Source organism: Xanthomonas campestris pv. campestris str. ATCC 33913, from assembly GCF_000007145.1.
Lineage (GTDB): Bacteria > Pseudomonadota > Gammaproteobacteria > Xanthomonadales > Xanthomonadaceae > Xanthomonas > Xanthomonas campestris.
Map to the genome: position 1 here is coordinate 2312515 of NC_003902.1, position 18265 is coordinate 2330779.

The window sequence follows — 18265 nt, forward strand, 5'->3', positions numbered from 1 at the left end:
TCATTGCCGGGCACAACGGCTACCCTGTGAGTGAGGGCCGCTCCGGCCTGCCGCGACCGAGACCCATGTTGGATCGTCCCTTGTTGTTGTTCGTGCTGTTTCTCTGCGTACCGTTGCTCGCCCAGGCGCAGGCCCAGCAACGGCCAGCGCCCACTGCTGCGGCACGCACGCAGGCCGACACCAACTACAGCTTCGTGCGCTATCGCGCTGATTACGAAGTGCGCGCCGACGCCAGCAGCGTGGAGACCGACGAGTACGAGATCCTGCTCAAGACAAAGTCGGCGGTGGAGCAGTTCAGTCAGGTCCGACTGAGCTACAGCGAGAAGATGGAAACGCTGGACGTGCTGCAGGCGTATACCGTCACGGCCGAAGGGCTGCGCCAGGATGTGGCGGCCGACAAGATCTACACCCAGGAAAGCTATTCCAGCGCCTCGGCGGCGATGTATGCCGACCGCAAGGTCAAGGTCGTGGTATTCCCGAATCTGGCGCCGGGCGCGCGCATCGTCTACCGGGTGCGGCGGGCGCAGAACACACCGTATTTCCCAGGCTATTTTAGTTTGTGGGAGACCTTCAGCGTGTTCGCGCAGTACGACGATGCGGTCGTCACGCTAGTGGCACCGAAGTCGCTGCCGATGCATCTTTCCACACGCGGGCTGCAGGGCAGTAACAAGCCGGTAGTGCGTGGCGACCAAGCGCGCTGGGAGTGGCGCTACCAGCGTACCGCGCCGATGAAAAACCAGAACTGGAGCGCGGCGACCTGGGAGTTCAGCCCCACCTTGATGGCCAGCACCTTCGATAGCTGGTCGCAGATGGGCCTGGCGTATCACGTCAAGGGCGGGCGCGCTGCCGCGGTGACGCCGGCGATCCAGGCGCTGGCCGATGAAGTGACCCGCGGTATCGACGCTCCGCGTGCGCAGGCAGCTGCGCTGTACGCCTGGGTCGCGCGGAATATTCGCTATGTGGCGGTGTATCTGGGCAATGGCGGGCTGGAACCCAACAGCGCCGATAGCATCCTGGCTAACCACTATGGCGATTGCAAAGACCACACCGTGATCCTGGAAGCTCTGCTTGCAGCCAAGGGCATCGCCAGCACGCCGGTGCTGATCGGCGCCGAGGGCGGCCCGACACTGCCTGAAATTCCGGTGCTGGGCCGCTTCAATCACGCCATCACCTACATCCCTGCATTCGATCTGTATGTCGATTCGACCAACCCGTACGCGCGCTTCGGCCAGTTGCCGGCCGGCGATCTCGGCGCGCCGGTGGTGCATACGCGCGACGGCAAGGTCACGCAGACGCCGCCGAACGACCGCAAGGTCAATCGCTACGTCGCGCGCACCGACTACCGCTTCACGCCCCAGGGCGGCCTGCAGGGCATGACCACGCTCGACAGCGGGCAGACCGGCGAAGTGGGCTTGCGCGCGATGTTCGTGCAGCTCAATGCGCAGAATCGCAACCGGATCGAAGAGTCGATCCTTGCCCAGTCCGGTTTCGACGGCACCGGCGATCTGCTGATCCAGGGCGACCCGCTGGATCTGGATGCGCCCTTCAATTATCGCTACAGCTTCCTGGCGAAGGATGCGGTGGATTTTTCGGTGGTCGGCGGAATGACCTTGCCGGACATGCCCGGTGCCGAATCGATCCGCGCGATCTACACCACCACCTCGGCCGAAGACAATCTGACCCCGTTCTACTGCAACGACAGCGTACGCGAAGAGACCTATGTGGTGACTTTCCCCAGCACGGTGCCGATCATTGCGATCCCGCGTAGCAGCACCTTTCGCAATGCCGCTGGCGAATACGTGGTCGACTGGACACGCGATGGGCAGACGGTGACCGCCGTGCATCGCCTGCAGCGTGCGGCCGTGCGTGGCCCGCAGGCGTTGTGCCAGCCACAGGATTACCGTGCGTTTCGCCAGTTGTACCAGCAGGTGCGGCGCGGCTTTCGCGGGCAGATCGTGTACGGCGATTTGTCCAAGGTGCATACCGCGCACTGAGCCGGATCGCCGCGCAAGCGCCGCCATCTGAACATGTCGTGCAATAGCGCTCGCCCATTCATCTATGAAGCATCAGAATCGACGCATGTCCTTTTGGAAGACCGCGATGCATCGCCAGCTCCGTTATGCCGTCCTTGCCACTGCTCTGTTCGCCAGTACCGCCTTTGCCGGTGCGCGCCAGGAGCTGGACACCTTCACGCGTGGCTTGAAGGGGCTGGATGGACAGTTCAGCCAGCGCGTGACCGACGCGAATGGTCGGGTCAAGGAAAATTCAAGCGGGCGGGTTGCGTTGGCAACACCGCGCCAGTTCCGTTGGGAATATGCCAAGCCCTACAAGCAGTTGATCGTGGCCGATGGCAAGAAGGTCTGGGTGTTCGACCCCGATCTGGAGCAGGTCACCGTGCGCGCACAAGGCAGCGAAGAACAGAACAGCCCGCTGGTGGCATTGATCGATCCGACGCGCCTGGACAAGCAGTACGACGTCAGCGAAGAAGCCGCGCCGCGCGATGGGCTGCAGTGGTTGTCGTTGACGCCCAAGGTCGACACCGACGCCAGCTTCCAGATGGCCTCGCTGGGGTTCGGCAAGGACGGCCTGGCCAAGATGGAAGTCGTGGATGCAGTCGGCCAGCGCACCGCGATCAGCTTCAGCGGGTGGAAGCGCAACCCCGCATTCGCGGCCGACACTTTCCGTTACACCCCGGGCAAGGGCGTGGATGTGGTGGGCGACGCGCAGTAGATGCGTCTGCGGACGCACGGGATGAAGGCAAGGTGCAACGATCGGTTGTGCCTGCGAGGGGCGCAGCCGTCACCGTGACCTGGCGGAGACCCCACCCCTCGGGGCCACGCCTGCAGAGCTAGGGGACTGGCTCGTACGGGATCCATTGACCGACCGTCCGCATCGCCTCCGCCGCTTGGTTGGTCTGGCGTTTGACGAAGAAGTCGATGCCACGCTCGCGCTGGCGCTTGCCTTTTTCGCGCAGGATCAGGATGGTCGGTTCCCAGATGCCTGGGTGGCTGATCAGGTCATCGAAGGCGCGATCTGCTTCCACTGCTTGCGCTTCGCATCCGGCGACCCGTAATAGCTGGGCCTGTGCGCGCAATGCGTCCAGGCGCGGTGCAGCCTCTGCCTGTAACACCCAGTCCACGATCATCGAGGCGAACTTGTTGTCTTGCATATGGAGGCGGACCCGGTCGACGAAGTCCTGCAATTGGCGCTCGGCCACCATGTAGACCCGCTGGTCGTCGACCTTGCCTTGCAGTTTGGAGATTCCATAGTGCGTCCATAACTGCCAGTTGCGTTTCACTTCGCGTTCGAATGAGGCGAAGTCGAAGAATTCGAAGCCACGATCCGTGCGCACAGGGTCGATTTCGTTGTTGAACATCCACAAGGTGGAGAACGTATTGCTGCCGGCCGAATGCAGTTCTCTGCTATAGCCGAGATCGAGCGTGGCCATGGACAGCCGCGCCACTGGCGTGGGCGGCGCATTGCCAATGCTTGGGTGCGTCCACTGCTGAGCGACGACACTGGCCGATGCGCGGCCTGCGAGCTCTACCCTGGATTGCGCGCTCGAATCCTTCAGTACCATCGTCATGTAGCCTTCGATCGGCGTCTGCGAACGGGAGGTTTCCCGGCGCGCTTTTAAGCCGAGCGAAGCCCCCAGGGTGGCCCGACGCGGTTTGCCATCCATGTTTCCCACGCGTACGCCCGCAGCGACGCTGAGGCTGGACTCGGTGGCCGAAGCGTTGCGCTCGGCATGGCCGATCAAGCCAACGGTGATGCTGGGGTGATGCGCCAGTAGCTCCCCCAGAAAGTCGCGCTCGGTCAGCTGGCCTGCATCGCCGCCGGATTGCTCGGCGAGCTGCAGCAGGTGTTCAAACATGGCCAGGAATTGCGCGCGCTGCTCCAGCTCCTGGCCCTTTCCCCGCCGTGGTACGCGGATCTGCACGCCATGCTCGATGCTCGATTCCTTTTTCATGCGCCACTCGGCTGCGCCCGTGATACCCACCGGCGCGCGTTCGGTGCCCGGCAGCAGCACGCCCGCGCTAATGCCCGTACTGGCGTTGAACTGCCGCGCCTTCTGCCGCCCGATCTGCAGCGACAGCCCGGTGCGTCCCATGTAAATCTCCACCGAGCGATCGGAACTGGTCTGACCGCCCGCGGAGAGTTTCAGTCCCAGGCCGCTGGGGATGATCGCAAGCGCGGCCGATAGCGGCGTCGTATTGAGTCCGATCACACGTTGTTCGGTAATACGCAGCTTGTCGCGCCATTCCAGCCGTTCCATCAGGTTGCGCAGGCATTCGAATAGCGCGCGGGGCGACCTGACGCGGGACGTGTCGCCCTCATGCAGAAAGCGGCTGGCATGACCAACGGCCTGATGGAAGTGGTTGCGTGCGACCGACGCCAGTTCTTCATCCAAGGGCGCTGCACCGATCGGCATGTCGGTCGGCTGTCCGGCGTGGTCGAGCAGGCCGCGTTGGATCAGGCGCAGCGTTTCCGGCAGACGCATGCGGCCCGCGCGTAATGCGACCCAGGCGGATGCGATCGCCGGATGGCACGCCGCCGGCTGCAGATCGTCGCTCTCGCTCGCGGAGGCGGCCACCGAGCGCTGAAGCTCCTGGGCGCGCCGCTCGATCGTGCCCAGTACCTTGGCAGTGAAGGTCAGGTCGGTCGCGTTCTGCTCGTGTGGTAGCCAGTGCGCGTATTCCGACAGTGCCTGCATCGCCAGCTCGTCCTGTGACGGCATTCGCCCGCCCGCCAGCTGGATCTGGCGGCGCGCGACGAGCCAGCTGGTCAAGTGGCCGGCCGCCTCGCGAAAAGCATCGTTGGCACGCCGCACAGCGGTGGGAAGCGCTTCGGAGGCGCCGACCTTCATTCCCAGTGCGAGCGCGTTGAAGGGGTTGAGGTCGCTATTGCCCCGCCTTCTGCTGCCTGCTACCGCCCATTGCGCAAACATCTGCAGGCATGCGTTGACGCGCGCATAGGGTGAACCTGTCCGGGTGGTTTCGTAGCCATTGCGGAACGCATGAAATGCGCCGCGCTGGGCATCGGTTGCAGACTGCAGGCCCTGGAGCGGCGAAGCGCCGTGCACGGCATGGCGCGCTCCCATTTGCGCATCGCCCAGCCAGGTGCGTTCAGCCTGTTCTGCGTCCTGCGTCAGTGCAAGCCGGTGGCTGGCACGCAGATGGACCTGCGCCGCCTCCAACCATTCCCGGGAGGCAGGCGTGGGTTCTTCGCGCAGCATGTGCGAAAGCACCTGCATGCCGCGCGGCACGCTGGCCAGCAGGCCGACGCAGGCGGTGACGGTCTCCATTGGCGGGACCGCCTCGGCAGCGATGGAGACCTGCGGCGGCGGAATTAGCTCACGCATCCGCACGACGCTCAGGCGTTGCAGTGCGTTGGCCGCCGCCGTGGCATCGCCCCCGCTGGCGATCGATAAGGCCTGCAGGGCGATGCGCAACGCGTCGACCGGCTGCAGGGCCTCGGTCCCGAACGCAGCGCTGCGAGCATGCAGGCCATCAGCCCAGACGCGCAGAACCTGTCGACTCACGGGGTCGAGCGTTTCCTCGCGAAAGCCGGGAAGCACGTCGAGCAGTGTCTGCATGGTGTCGGCGACGATATCGGAAGCTACGGGCCGGGCCTCATCTGCCGGCAGCTGCGCGGCTGCATGTTCCACTCCGCGCTGCATGTCGCCGTCCGCTGCTTCCAGCACGCTGACGGTCTGTTCCTGCTGCCACAACTCCTCGGTGTTGATCCGCGACGAATGCCGCGCCTGCTCCAGTTTTGCGTCGACCTGGGCTAGGCGTGCCTGTAGGCGCCGCGTATTCCGCCGGCAGCGCTCGGCATGCGTACCTTGCAGGGTCAGCATCTTCTCGTCGTACCCAAGTCGTGTGCGCAGTGCCTCGATTTCTCGGTCTTGCTCTGCAACAAGTTCCGACGCAAGCGTGCGAGATGCCGGCCTGTTGGCAGAGCTGCTTGCTGGATCTGACCGCAACGCATCGCGCGCTTGTGCATACGCGCTCCGTAATTGATCGATCTCCGCATTAGTATCCGCAAGTGCTTGCTCTGCCTGTGCTGCCTGTGCCGAGCCGCGGCCGAAAAAGACCGTCTTGGCCAGCACATCGCCGCGCGCGCGCGCATCCTGCACTGCGTGTTCGAGCCGAGTGCAGACGCGCTGCAGGTGTGAGGGATCCTCGCCCTGATGCGCGTTGGCCGCGGATGGCGCCGTGCGCGCTACGACAGCGCGCGATTGCCGAACGCCTGGTAACGCGTTCAATGCAGCGCGCGCGGAGACGATGTTCGACTCGAGATCGTGTATCGCCGCCGACACTGCATCAGTTCGCACATTGCATCCATGCAGTTGCTGCAGCAGTTCGGCGCGTTCACGCGTCAGCACATTGATGCTGTCGCTGAGATTGGCGGCGCGCCGGGCTCTCAACGCCAACTGCTCGCGTGCAGCGTGTAGCGTTTGTGCATGCGCGTACTTCAATTCGGCTTGGCGACGCCGGGAGATCCCTGCGGCCAGGTCGTGGTTGGATTGCTCAAGGCGTGCTATCAGCGCTCCATTGAGATCCTGGGTGGCATTCGACAGCAGCGGGGCTGCGTGCGGAGCAAGGGCGACATTGGCGCTGCGATCCGATGGATCGGCTAGTCTGTCACGCTCGCACTGCAACGAGGAATAGCGCAGCAGGCGCGCGTGCGGTTCTGGCGCACCACTGCTGAGGCCCAATCGCTCTGCGGCCTTCCTGCAGGGCCGCAGGAGAGCGTGTTTGCGTTTGGGAGCGGCTTTCAATCCGGGCTCGACGACGCTTGTCTGTCTGACTTGCTCACGCAGCGTCTCTGACCAACCCAGCGGATCTTCCTGTGCCTGGATCAGTTCCGCCTCGAACGCGCGTGGGTCGGGCGTCGCCAATTTGTTATGCGTCTGCCGCTTCGCTGAAGGTTTGGATGGATGCGAGATGGTCTCGGCCATCCCTGGAAGGCAAGCGGCGATGACAGAGGGACGAAGCGGAATGCGAGGCATGGTGGGATCCGTACGCTGAACGTGCCGCTCGCGCTGGCGCAGCTGGCGGCCGGTGCGGGGTGCCGGCAAGCGATTGTATGCGGTCACTCGTTACTTAGTAACATTATTGTGCTGCGCGTTTTAGGTATTGCACCTGCGCGAAGTGGTCGCTTGGAAAGAGAACGCCAGCATTTCTGCCAGCGATGGCCGAACACCGCATTGTGGAACGTCCCGCCGACAGAGGCGGTAGAATGAAGGGGTGAGCAAAGCCAAACGTCCCGACTCGATCACGCCCGATCTGCTGCATGTTGATCGCAGCGCCATGGGGCCGTTAGCAGAGCGGATGCGCCCACGTACCCTCGACGAGATGGTCGGGCAGAAACGCTTGCTTGCGGCCGATAGCGCCTTGCGGCGCGCGGTCGAATCCGGGCGCGTGCATTCGATGATCCTGTGGGGCCCGCCGGGCTGCGGCAAGACCACGCTGGCCTTGTTGCTGGCGCACTATGCCGATGCCGAATTCAAGGCGATTTCTGCGGTGTTGTCCGGATTGCCCGATGTGCGCCAGGTGCTGGCCGAGGCCGCGCAGCGGTTCGCCAGCGGCCGACGCACCGTGCTGTTCGTCGACGAGGTGCATCGCTTCAACAAGGCGCAGCAGGATGCGTTCTTGCCGCACATCGAGCGCGGCACCATCCTGTTCGTCGGTGCGACGACCGAGAATCCATCCTTCGAGTTGAACTCTGCGTTGCTGTCGCGCTGTCGCGTGCATGTGCTGGAAGGCGTGTCGCCGCAGGACATCGTCGAAGCCTTGCAACGGGCCTTGCACGATGCCGAGCGCGGCTTGGGCCAGGAGACGATCCAGGTCAGTGAAGCATCGCTGCTGGAAATCGCCAGCGCCGCAGACGGCGATGTACGCCGGGCACTGACGCTATTGGAAATTGCTGCGGAACTGGCGACGGGCGAGGGCGGTGAGATCACACCGCGAACGCTGCTGCAGGTGCTGGCCGACCGCACGCGCCGCTTCGACAAGAACGGCGAGCAGTTCTACGACCAGATTTCGGCGTTGCATAAATCCGTACGCAGTTCCAACCCGGATGCAGCGCTTTACTGGTTGACGCGCATGCTCGATGGTGGCTGCGACCCGGCGTATCTGGCGCGGCGGCTGACCCGCATGGCGATCGAGGATATTGGCTTGGCCGATCCGCGCGCGCAGAGCATGGCGCTGGAGGCCTGGGACATCTACGAGCGTCTCGGCAGTCCGGAAGGCGAGCTGGCCTTCGCGCAGCTGGTGCTGTACCTGGCCAGCACCGCCAAATCCAACGCCGGCTATGCGGCCTTCAATCAGGCCAAGGCCGAAGTGCGTGCCAGCGGTACGCAAGAGGTGCCGCTGCATCTGCGCAATGCGCCGACCAAGCTGATGAAGACGCTGGGTTACGGCCAGGACTATCAGTACGACCATGATGCCGAGGGCGGCATCGCGCTGGATCAGACCGGCTTCCCGGATGCGATGGGCGAGCGCGTGTACTACAACCCGGTGCCGCGCGGGATGGAGATCAAGCTGAAAGAAAAGCTCGATCGCCTGCGCGAGGCGCGCGCGCAGGCGCGGGCTGACAAGGGCAAGGCCGGCAATTAGCGCAGCGGCAGTTTGAGCGGCTGCCGCCACGACCGAAGCGACTCATTGCCTGTTGTCGTGGTCCGCGGCGGCGCTGCGCTGCGAGTCCGCCGCAGGTAGGTCGGCATGCCGTGCGGTGTCTTCCGGACCGATGCCACGCCTATGATGCTTGCCATCGCCGATGCGCTGCGCGTGATAGATGCCGCGATGGCCGGAGAACAGGTAGGCGGTGATGCAGGCAACGGCGGCAAAGGAGGCGATGTCGGCGCCGAACAGTTCGACCGCCATCAGCGTCGAGGCGATCGGAGTGTTGGACGCGCCGGCGAACACCGCGACCAGGCCCAGCCCGGCCAGCATCGAGAACGGCAGTTGCAGCAGGGGCGCCAGTGCGTTGCCCAGGGTCGCGCCGATGTAGAACAAGGGAGTGACCTCGCCGCCTTTGAAGCCGGTGGCCAACGACGCCACGGTGAAGCAGGCCTTGCCAAGAAAATCCCAGGGTTCCATGGGTTCGTGGAAGGCGCGCACGATCTCCGGGATGCCCAGCCCGATGTAACGTTGCGTGCCCAGCAGCCAGACCGCCAGGGCAATCACCACGCCACCAAGCAGGGGCCGCAGCGGCGCATAGGCGATCGCCTGCTTGACCGATTGACCCAGGAGATGCGTGGCCGTGGCGAACAGCCTGCCGACCAGGCCGAACACCACGCCGGCCGCCATCACCGCCAATACGCTGCCGACACCGACTGGCACTATGCGCTCGATCGCATAGTGCGTGTGTTGAATACCCCAGGCCAGGCACACCTGATTGGCCACGATCGCGGCCATCGTGCAAGGCAACAGCGCGTCGTAACGCAAGCGGCCGATGACCAGGACTTCGAGGCCGAAGATTGCACCCGCCAGCGGCGTGCCGAACACCGAGGCGAAGCCGGCGCTGATGCCGGCCATCAGCAGCAGGCGCCTGTCCTGTTGCAGGAGACGGAACACGCGCGTCAGTTGGTCGGCGAGGGCTGCGCCCATCTGCACCGCCGTGCCCTCGCGCCCGACCGAGGCGCCGAACAAGTGTGAGATCACCGTGCCACCGAGCACCAGCGGCGCCATGCGCAGCGGCAACGTTTTCCGGGGATCGTGGATTTCGTCGATGATCAGGTTGTTGCCCGCGTCCACGTCCTTGCCCAGCAGGTGGTAGACCAGCCCGACACCGAATCCGGCCACAGGCAACAGCCAGAGTACCCAGGCATGGCTTTCACGCCAGGCGGTCGCCGCCTCCAACGCCAGCAAGAACAGCGCCGACGCCGTACCCGCCAGGACGCCCACCACGCTGGCGATCGCCAGCCACTTGGCAAGCTGTAGGAAAAGATCGAAATACTCGGGGCGGCGGAATCCGGACATGGCAGCCTGTCGGTTGGAAGGTGAGGGCTGGCACGGCAGGGGGGATGTGAGCAGAGACACGCCTACAATCCCTGGCCGGGCCAGAGTTCTTGTAGGCGTCATCAGTAGCGATCGCTACGGTTGATGGTACAGCGCGGAGGAACGCCATCTCCGAGATGGCCAGAATAATCCCGCGTCGCTTGGCTGTCCAGCCGCTGCCTTGTGGCATAGCACGACAAGCGGTCCGCTTGCCGACGGCAATGGATCGGTCGGAGACAGTGGATTGGAGCGCGCGCTCCAATCCATTCTTGGCCATCGCAGCGGCAGTCGCTGCCGGGCCGCTAACTGCGCGGTTTAAAGCGCTTCGATGATGCCCGCCGCGCCCATGCCGGTGCCGATGCACATGGTGACCATGCCGTACTTCTGCTGGCGGCGGCGCAAGCCGTGCACCAGCGTTGCGGCACGGATCGCGCCGGTCGCGCCCAGCGGATGGCCGAGGGCGATCGCGCCACCCAGCGGGTTGACCTTGGACGGGTCCAGTTCGCTATCGCGGATGACAGCCAAGGCCTGCGCGGCGAAGGCTTCGTTGAGTTCGATCCAGTCGAGTTGGTCCTTGGTCAGGCCGGCCTGCTTGAGCGCCTTGGGAATGGCCGCGATCGGGCCGATGCCCATCACTTCCGGGCGCACGCCCGCGACCGAGAAGCTGACGAAACGGGCAAGCGGGGTCAGGCCGTAATCCTTGATCGCCTGCTCGGAGGCCAGCAGCACCGCACCGGCGCCATCGCTCATCTGCGAGGAGTTACCGGCGGTGACGCTGCCGCCGAACTGGCCGTTGCGGAACACCGGGCGCAGCTTGGCCAGGCCTTCGAGCGAGCTGTCCGGGCGCGGGCCTTCGTCGGTATCGACCAGGCGCTTGCGCAGCGCGATCACATTGCCGGCCAGGTCGGGTTGATGCGAGTGGATCTCGTACGGGGTGATCTCGTCGCGGAACTCGCCCGCCGCGATCGCCGCGATCGCCTTCTGATGCGAGGCCAGCGCGAAGGCATCCTGATCCTCGCGCGACACCTTCCACTCTTCTGCGACCTTCTCGGCGGTGATGCCCATGCCATAGGCAATGGCCACATGGTCGTCGGCGAACACGCTCGGCGACATGGCGACCTTGTTGCCCATCATCGGCACCATCGACATCGATTCGGTACCGCCGGCCAGCATCAGATCGGCATTGCCCAGACGGATCTGGTCGGCGGCCATCGCCACGGCCTGGATGCCGGACGAACAGAAGCGGTTGATGGTCTGACCGGCCACGGTATTGGGCAGGCCGGCCAGCAGCACGCCGATACGCGCCACGTTCATGCCTTGCTCGCCCTCGGGCATGGCGCAGCCGATGATGGCATCGTCGATCCGCGACAGATCGATGCCCGGCGCCTGCGCCACCACTGCGCGCAACACGTGCGCCAGCATGTCGTCGGGACGGGTATTGCGGAACACGCCCTTCGGCGCCTTGCCCACCGGCGTACGCGTGGCGGCAACGATGTAGGCTTCTTGAATCTGCTTGCTCATGGCTATCTCCGATAGCCGGGATTGGGGATTCGTGAGTCGGGATTCGTCAAAGCGAATTCCGATGTCCGAATGGTCCCGTCCGGCGGGATGGAATGTTGGAGGGCAGGGGAGCCGTTGTGACGAATCCCCAATCCCGAATCACGAATCTCAGTTTCTGAGCGGCTTGCCCGTCTTGAGCATGTGGCCGATGCGTGCCTGGGTCTTCTCCTGCTGGGCCAGCTCGACGAAGTGCTTGCGCTCCAGTTTGAGCAGCCATTCCTCGTCCACCAGCGCGCCGCGGTCGATCTCGCCGCCGCACACCACCGTGGCGATGCGGGTGGCGATTTCGTAGTCGTATTCGCTGATGAAGCGGCCCTCCAGCATGTTGACCAGCAGCATCTTGAAGGTGGCGATGCCGACGTCGCCGGCGACCTGGATGCGGCGTGCCGGCAGCGGGGCGCGGTAGCCCCCTTCGGCCAGCGCACGCGCTTCGGCCTTGGCGATGTGCAGTGCCTCGTAGCTGTTGAAGACGATCTTGTCGGTGGTGCGCAGCAGACCCAGCTCCTGGGCGTTGACTGCCGAGTTGGAGACCTTGGCCATCGCGACGGTTTCGAAGGTCTTCTTCAGTTCGGCGAACACATCGCCGCCCGGACCTGCAGCCACCGAGGCCCGCGCCGCGATCTCCTTCAGGCCGCCACCGGCCGGCAGCAGACCGACGCCGGCTTCGACCAGGCCGATATAGCTTTCCAGCGAGGCCACGGTCTTGGCGCTATGCATCTGGAACTCGCAACCGCCGCCCAGCGCCAGGCCGCGCACGGCCGAAATCACCGGCACCTGCGCATACTTGATGCGCTGGCTGGTGGCCTGGAAGTTGGCGACCAGCGCTTCGAACGCGTCCACCTTGCCGGCCTGCAGCAGACCCAGTGCGCCGGCCAGATCGGCACCGGCGGAGAAGGGCTCCTTCTGCTGCCAGATCACCAGGCCGGCGAAGTCCTTCTCGGCGCGGCCGACGACTTCCTGCAGACCGTTGAGCACGTGGTCGGACACGGTGTTCATCTTGGTCTTGAAGCTGACCACGGCGATGTCATCGCCGTCGTGCCACATGCGCACGCCGTCGTTTTCGAACACCGTCTCGCCCGGCGAAAACTGCTCGCCCAGCAGCGGGTCCGGGAAGCGCTGGCGCTTGTACACCGGCAGCGCCGAACGCGGCAGCTTGGCATCGCGTGCCGGGCTGTAGGAACCCTCGGCCGCATGCACGCCATCGCGGCCGTCGAACACCCAGTTCGGCAGCGGCGCGCTGCTCATGCTCTTGCCGCTGGCAATGTCTTCGGCAATCCACTGCGCTACCTGCTTCCAGCCGGCGGCCTGCCAGGTTTCGAACGGGCCCAGCGACCAACCGTAGCCCCAGCGGATCGCCAGATCCACGTCGCGCGCGGTCTCGGCGATGTCGGCCAGGTGATAGGCGCTGTAGTGGAACAGGTCGCGGAACGTCGCCCACAGGAACTGCGCCTGCGGATGCTGGCTCTCGCGCAGCTTGGCGAACTTTTCGGCCGGATTCTTGATCTTGAGAATCTCGATCACTTCCGGCGCCGCGCTTCGGTCGGCCGGGCGGTAATCCTGCTTCTGCAGGTCCAGCACCACGATGTCCTTGCCGACCTTGCGGAAGATGCCGGCGCCGACCTTCTGGCCAAGCGCACCCTTGGCGATCAGCGCCTCCAGCCACTTCGGCGACTTGAAATACTGGTGCCACGGGTCGTCCGGCAGGGTGTCGCCCATGGTCTTGATCACGTGCGCCATGGTGTCCAGGCCGACCACGTCCGAGGTGCGGTAGGTCGCCGACTTCGGGCGGCCGACCAGCGGGCCGGTCAGGCCATCGACTTCATCGAAGCCTAGGCCGAACTCGGCGGTGTGGTGGATGGTGGACAGGATCGAGAACACGCCGATGCGGTTACCGATGAAGTTCGGGGTGTCCTTGGCGTACACCACACCCTTGCCGAGCGTGGTGACCAGGAAGCTTTCCAGGCCTTCGAGCACGGCCTTGTCGGTGCCCTTGGCCGGGATCAGCTCGGCCAGGTGCATGTAGCGCGGGGGGTTGAAGAAATGCACGCCGCAGAAGCGATGGCGCAATTGCTCCGGCAGTACGTCGGAGAGCTTGTTGATGCCAAGGCCGGACGTGTTGGACGCCAGCACCGCATGCTCGGACACGAACGGCGCGATCTTCTTGTACAGGTCCTGCTTCCAGTCCATCCGCTCGGCGATCGCCTCGATGATCAGGTCGCAGTCGCGCAGCTGTTCCAGGCCGCTCTCGTAGTTGGCCGGTGTGATCGCCTCGGCCAGCGCCTTGCTGGCGAGCGGGGCGGGGCTGAGCTTGCCGAGATTGGCAATCGCCTTGAGCACGATGCCGTCGACGGGACCTTCCTTGGCAGGCAGGTCGAACAGCACGGTGTCGACACCGGCGTTGGTGAGGTGCGCGGCGATCTGTGCGCCCATGACGCCGGCACCGAGCACGGCGGCGCGACGGACTAGCAACGGATTGGACATAGCGATGAGCCTTTGGTGAGTGCGACTACGGTGTGGAATGGGTGCGGAAACCGGGTTCCGCGAAACGAATCAGTTCGCGCGCGGCGTGCGCGCGATGGTCGGCCTCGCTCACGCCCGCCGGGCGTTTGATGAGGCCAAAATCGGCCATGGCATAGGTGAGCGCCCCGGCCAGGAAATCCAGGCGCCAGTACAGCTCCTCCTTGCTCAGGCCCGGCACGCAGCCGGCGATAGCCTTGCCGAACTCGCGCAGCACATGGCCGTAATGGTCGGAGAGGAACTTGCGCAGGTTGTCGTTCTTTTCCGCATAGGCCCTGGCGATCACGCGGACGAAGGCGCCGCCACTCTGGCGGTCCTGGGCCATGGCCAGCGCCGGCTCCACGAACGCTGCCAGCACCGCAGTGAGTTCGCCCGGCTGGCTACGCTTGGCGGCCTCGAGCTGCTGCAGCCGTGCGGCCGTCATCTCGTCCATGCGCCGGCGGAACACCTCGTTGACCAGATTTTCCTTGGAGCCGAAGTGGTAGTTGACCGCGGCGATATTGACGTCGGCCTGGGTGGTGAGCTGGCGCAGCGAGGTGCCGGCGAACCCGTGCTGTGCGAACAGCTCCTCGGCCGCGCTGAGGATGCGGTCCTTGGTCGAGAAGTGGGCGGGCTTGGGCATGGACAGGCGTGGCGCTCAATCAAACGATTGTTTGAGTCTACGGTCTCGCCGATGCCATGGTCATGCCGCACTGCAGCACGATTCAGGGCCTGGTATGCAAAGGTAAGGACGACGAGATAGAATTGACCATCGCAAAGAAGGCTAAGTCCGCGTTTTGACGCGGGTTTTTTTCATGATAACCTCGGGCCTTCAGTGGCCCGCCCAACGGAGATTCTCCCATGGCGCTGGAGCGCACCCTGTCCATCATCAAGCCCGACGCCGTCGCCAAGAACGTCATCGGTGAAATCTACAGCCGCTTCGAGAAGGCTGGCCTGAAGGTCGTGGCCGCCAAGTACAAGCAGCTGTCGCGCCGCGAAGCCGAAGGCTTCTATGCCGTGCACCGCGAGCGTCCGTTCTTCAACGCGCTGGTCGAGTTCATGATCTCCGGCCCGGTGATGATCCAGGCGCTGGAAGGCGAGAATGCCGTGGCCGCACACCGCGACCTGCTGGGCGCCACCAACCCGAAGGACGCCGCACCGGGCACCATCCGTGCCGACTTCGCTGATTCGATCGATGCCAACGCCGCCCACGGCTCGGATTCGGTCGAGAACGCTGCCAACGAAGTCGCGTATTTCTTTGCTGCAACTGAAGTGGTCTCGCGCTGAGGCCGAGAGAGTCGAATCGTGAATGAGGTCGTGATCCCCTCCGTGTTGCTGGACGTTCCCGTCTCGGCGGCACCGGTGCACAAGCAGAACCTGCTCGACCTCGACCGCGAGGGACTGGAGCACTTCTTCGCCGATACGCTCGGCGAGGCGCGCTACCGTGCCCATCAGGTGATGAAGTGGATTCACCATCGCTACGTCACCGATTTCGACCAGATGACGGACCTCGGCAAGGCGCTGCGTGCGAAATTGCACCAGCACGCCGAGGTCCTCGTCCCGAATGTCGTGTTCGACAAACCGTCGACCGACGGCACCCACAAGTGGCTGCTGGCCATGGGGACCGACGGCAAGAATGCGATCGAGACGGTCTACATCCCCGACAAGGGCCGCGGCACGCTGTGCGTGTCCTCCCAGGTCGGCTGCGGCTTGAACTGCACCTTCTGTTCGACCGCCACCCAGGGCTTCAACCGCAACCTCACCACCGCCGAGATCATCGGGCAGGTCTGGGTTGCCGCGCGCCATCTGGGCAACGTGCCGCACCAGCAGCGTCGCCTCACCAACGTGGTGATGATGGGCATGGGCGAGCCACTGATGAATTTCGACAACGTCGTGCGCGCGATGAGCGTGATGCGCGACGATCTGGGCTACGGCCTGGCCAGCAAGCGGGTGACGCTGTCCACCTCGGGCCTGGTGCCGATGATCGACCGGCTGGCCACCGAAAGCGACGTGTCGCTGGCCGTTTCGCTGCATGCCGCCAACGACGTGCTGCGCGAGAGCCTGGTGCCATTGAACAAGAAATACCCGATCGCCGAGTTGATGGAGTCGTGCGCGCGCTACCTGCGCGGCAACAAGAAGCGCGACTCGGTGACGTTCGAATACACCTTGATGAAGGGCATCAACGACCAGCCCGAGCATGCGCGTCAGCTCGCCCGGCTGATGCGGCAGTTCGACAACGCCGTGCAGTCCAAGGATGCCGGCAAGGTCAACCTGATTCCGTTCAACCCGTTCCCCGGCACGCGCTACGAGCGCTCTGGCGAAACCGAGATCCGCGCATTCCAGAAGATCCTGCTCGATGCGCAGGTGCTGACGATGGTACGCCGCACGCGTGGCGACGATATCGATGCAGCCTGTGGTCAGCTCAAGGGCCAGGTCATGGACCGGACCCGTCGCCAGGCGGAATTCCGCCGCACATTGGAAGGGCAGGCCGATCGAGATGCGGCAGCGTGATATCGCGTTAATGGCGGCCGCGGTGATCGCGCTCAGCGCGGTTGGCTGCGGCGGGCGCAATGCCAAGGCCGGCACGGTGAAAACGGTCGAAGAGGTTGCGCCGATCTATTCGTTCCGCGACAACGCGGCCACCAAGAGTCGTCTGGGGGTGCAGGAAAAGCTTGGCCTGGCCAGCAATCGCCTGCGCACTGGCGATTACGTCGGCGCGGAAGAGCAGGTGCGCGCCGCGCTGAAGAAAGATTCCCAGTCGGTAGATGCCATTGGCATGCTCGCCCTGATTCAAGACGCGAAAGGCGACAGGGCGGCTTCGGGTGCCTCCTACCGCCGCGCCACAGAGCTTGCGCCGCAACGTGGCGATGTGCTCAACAACTACGGCGCATGGCTCTGTGCCAATGGCCAACCGGCAGAGTCGCTGGTCTGGTTTGATCGCGCGTTGACGGATCGCAGCTATTCCTCGCCTGCATCGGCGCTTGGCAATGCCGGCGGCTGCGCGCTCAAGGTGGGGCAGTTAGAGCGTGCGTCCCGTGACCTGCGCAAGGCGCTGGAATTGGACCCGAATAATCCGTATGCGCTGGAGTCGATGGCCCGTTCCGAAGCGGGCAAGCGCAATTATTTCGAAGCCCGCGCATTCGTCGAACGACGGCTCGCGGCTGCACCGGCAACTGCTTCCGTGTTACAACTCGCCATTCAGATTGAGCAAGGGCTCGGCGACAAGGTAGCTGCCGGCCGTTATCAACAGCGGTTGGTCAAGGAATTTCCTGACGCAGCGACCGCTACTCCTGGGGCCAATGCATTGTGATCAGTGATTCCAATCCGAATCCTTTCGAGCAGGAAAAGGGATGCGGGCAGCAGTTGCGCGACGCGCGCGAAGCGGCAGGTCTGAGCGTGGACGATGTGGCAGGCAAGCTGCGCATGCCGGCCCACGTGGTGCGTTCGCTCGAACAGGAAGAATGGCAGCGCCTCGGCGCGCCGGTCTTCGTGCGCGGCCAGTTGCGCAGCTACGCGCGCCTGCTGCGTGTCGATCTCGATCCGCTGCTGCAGCAAACCACGATTGCGCCGGTTGAACCGGTCAAGCTGGTCAGTCACACGCATACCCCGCGTGCCCGGCGGATTCTGGAAAGCACCGCTCGCAAGGCGATGTACGTCGTGATCACCGGCGTGTTCGCAGTGCCGGTGTGGTACGCCACGCGCTCGCACCTGGATGGCCAGGGGCCAAGCACCGTGTCGCTGGACAGCATGCCGGATGCTGCCAAGACCGGCACGCCCGCGCGGACTGCCGAGCCGCCGTCCTCCGTGCCGCGTGAACAACCGGCGCCGTATATCGCTTCGATGACGCCGGTGCCGCGGGCCGCCCCTGCTGCCGAGGCCCCGGCCGCCAGCAGTGCTGGCACGTTGTCGTTGCGTTTCAGCGGTGACAGCTGGGTGCAGATCCTGGCACCGGATGGCAGCGCGGTGGAAAAAGCGTTGATCCGTGCCGGCGAGCAGCGCACCTATTCACCGGGCCAGATCGGCCGTGTGGTGCTGGGCAATGCGTCGGCGGTAGAGGTTCAGCAGGGCGGCAGTATCGTCGACGTGAAGCCGTTCCAGCGCGCTAACGTGGCACGTTTTGCGGTATCCTCCGACGGCTCCGTGGTGCCTGCTTCCGAATAGAAGCGGACTGCGGTTTTTCATTTTCCCCTTTTGATGTTCCG

12 protein-coding genes and 1 riboswitch are annotated in these 18265 nt (G+C 64.5%); of the genes, 7 read left to right on the plus strand and 5 right to left on the minus strand.

Annotated features, from left to right (window positions below; genetic code table 11):
• Nucleotides 1–65: 65 nt before the first annotated feature.
• Together XCC_RS10250 and lolA are read left to right on the plus strand one after the other, a co-directional pair.
• Nucleotides 66–1994, plus strand: coding sequence for a DUF3857 domain-containing transglutaminase family protein (locus XCC_RS10250; RefSeq protein WP_011037137.1), 1929 nt, complete (start codon nucleotides 66–68; stop codon nucleotides 1992–1994).
• A 64-nt stretch (nucleotides 1995–2058) separates the two neighbouring features.
• Nucleotides 2059–2730, plus strand: a complete 672-nt coding sequence (gene lolA, locus XCC_RS10255; RefSeq protein ID WP_029217217.1) for an outer membrane lipoprotein chaperone LolA — start codon at nucleotides 2059–2061, stop codon at nucleotides 2728–2730.
• A 118-nt stretch (nucleotides 2731–2848) separates the two neighbouring features.
• Here lolA and xopZ read toward each other — a convergent pair whose 3' ends face one another.
• Nucleotides 2849–7015 (minus strand): XopZ family type III secretion system effector, encoded by a 4167-nt coding sequence (xopZ, locus tag XCC_RS10260; protein WP_011037139.1) that lies wholly within the window; start codon nucleotides 7013–7015, stop codon nucleotides 2849–2851.
• A 238-nt stretch (nucleotides 7016–7253) separates the two neighbouring features.
• Here xopZ and XCC_RS10265 point away from each other — a divergent pair, with 238 nt between their 5' ends.
• Nucleotides 7254–8624, plus strand: coding sequence for a replication-associated recombination protein A (locus tag XCC_RS10265; RefSeq protein ID WP_011037140.1), 1371 nt, complete (start codon nucleotides 7254–7256; stop codon nucleotides 8622–8624).
• 42 nt (nucleotides 8625–8666) lie between these two features.
• Here the strand turns inward: XCC_RS10265 and XCC_RS10270 are convergent, their stop codons facing one another.
• From XCC_RS10270 to XCC_RS10285, 4 genes are all read right to left on the minus strand, one after another.
• A complete protein-coding gene (locus tag XCC_RS10270; protein WP_011037141.1) occupies nucleotides 8667–9989 on the minus strand; it encodes a voltage-gated chloride channel family protein in 1323 nt (440 codons plus the stop codon).
• Between the two features lie 85 nt (nucleotides 9990–10074).
• Nucleotides 10075–10150: riboswitch (Fluoride riboswitch) on the minus strand.
• A 172-nt stretch (nucleotides 10151–10322) separates the two neighbouring features.
• Entirely contained in the window at nucleotides 10323–11528 is a 1206-nt protein-coding gene (locus XCC_RS10275) for an acetyl-CoA C-acyltransferase (RefSeq protein ID WP_011037142.1), read from the minus strand.
• A 147-nt stretch (nucleotides 11529–11675) separates the two neighbouring features.
• Nucleotides 11676–14048 carry a 3-hydroxyacyl-CoA dehydrogenase/enoyl-CoA hydratase family protein gene (locus XCC_RS10280; protein ID WP_011037143.1) on the minus strand — a complete coding sequence of 791 codons (2373 nt, stop codon included), beginning with the start codon at nucleotides 14046–14048 and terminating at the stop codon, nucleotides 11676–11678.
• A 25-nt stretch (nucleotides 14049–14073) separates the two neighbouring features.
• A complete protein-coding gene (locus XCC_RS10285) occupies nucleotides 14074–14706 on the minus strand; it encodes a TetR/AcrR family transcriptional regulator (protein WP_011037144.1) in 633 nt (210 codons plus the stop codon).
• Nucleotides 14707–14924: 218 nt separating this feature from the next.
• On the opposite strand from XCC_RS10285, the gene ndk reads away from it, so the two are divergent.
• Genes ndk through XCC_RS10305 form a run of 4 tightly spaced genes read left to right on the plus strand, consistent with a single transcriptional unit; the run spans nucleotide 14925 to nucleotide 18224 of the window.
• Nucleotides 14925–15350, plus strand: coding sequence for a nucleoside-diphosphate kinase (ndk, locus tag XCC_RS10290; protein ID WP_002812972.1), 426 nt, complete (start codon nucleotides 14925–14927; stop codon nucleotides 15348–15350).
• 18 nt (nucleotides 15351–15368) lie between these two features.
• Nucleotides 15369–16574, plus strand: coding sequence for a 23S rRNA (adenine(2503)-C(2))-methyltransferase RlmN (rlmN, locus tag XCC_RS10295; RefSeq protein ID WP_011037145.1), 1206 nt, complete (start codon nucleotides 15369–15371; stop codon nucleotides 16572–16574).
• A 10-nt stretch (nucleotides 16575–16584) separates the two neighbouring features.
• Nucleotides 16585–17373: a type IV pilus biogenesis/stability protein PilW gene (pilW, locus tag XCC_RS10300; RefSeq protein WP_011037146.1), complete on the plus strand. Its 789-nt coding sequence runs from the start codon at nucleotides 16585–16587 to the stop codon at nucleotides 17371–17373.
• On the plus strand, nucleotides 17370–18224 hold the full coding sequence (locus XCC_RS10305) for a helix-turn-helix domain-containing protein (RefSeq protein ID WP_011037147.1): 855 nt from the start codon (nucleotides 17370–17372) through the stop codon (nucleotides 18222–18224). The genes pilW and XCC_RS10305 overlap by 4 nt, the downstream gene beginning before the upstream one ends.
• The last annotated feature ends 41 nt before the right edge of the window (nucleotides 18225–18265 follow it).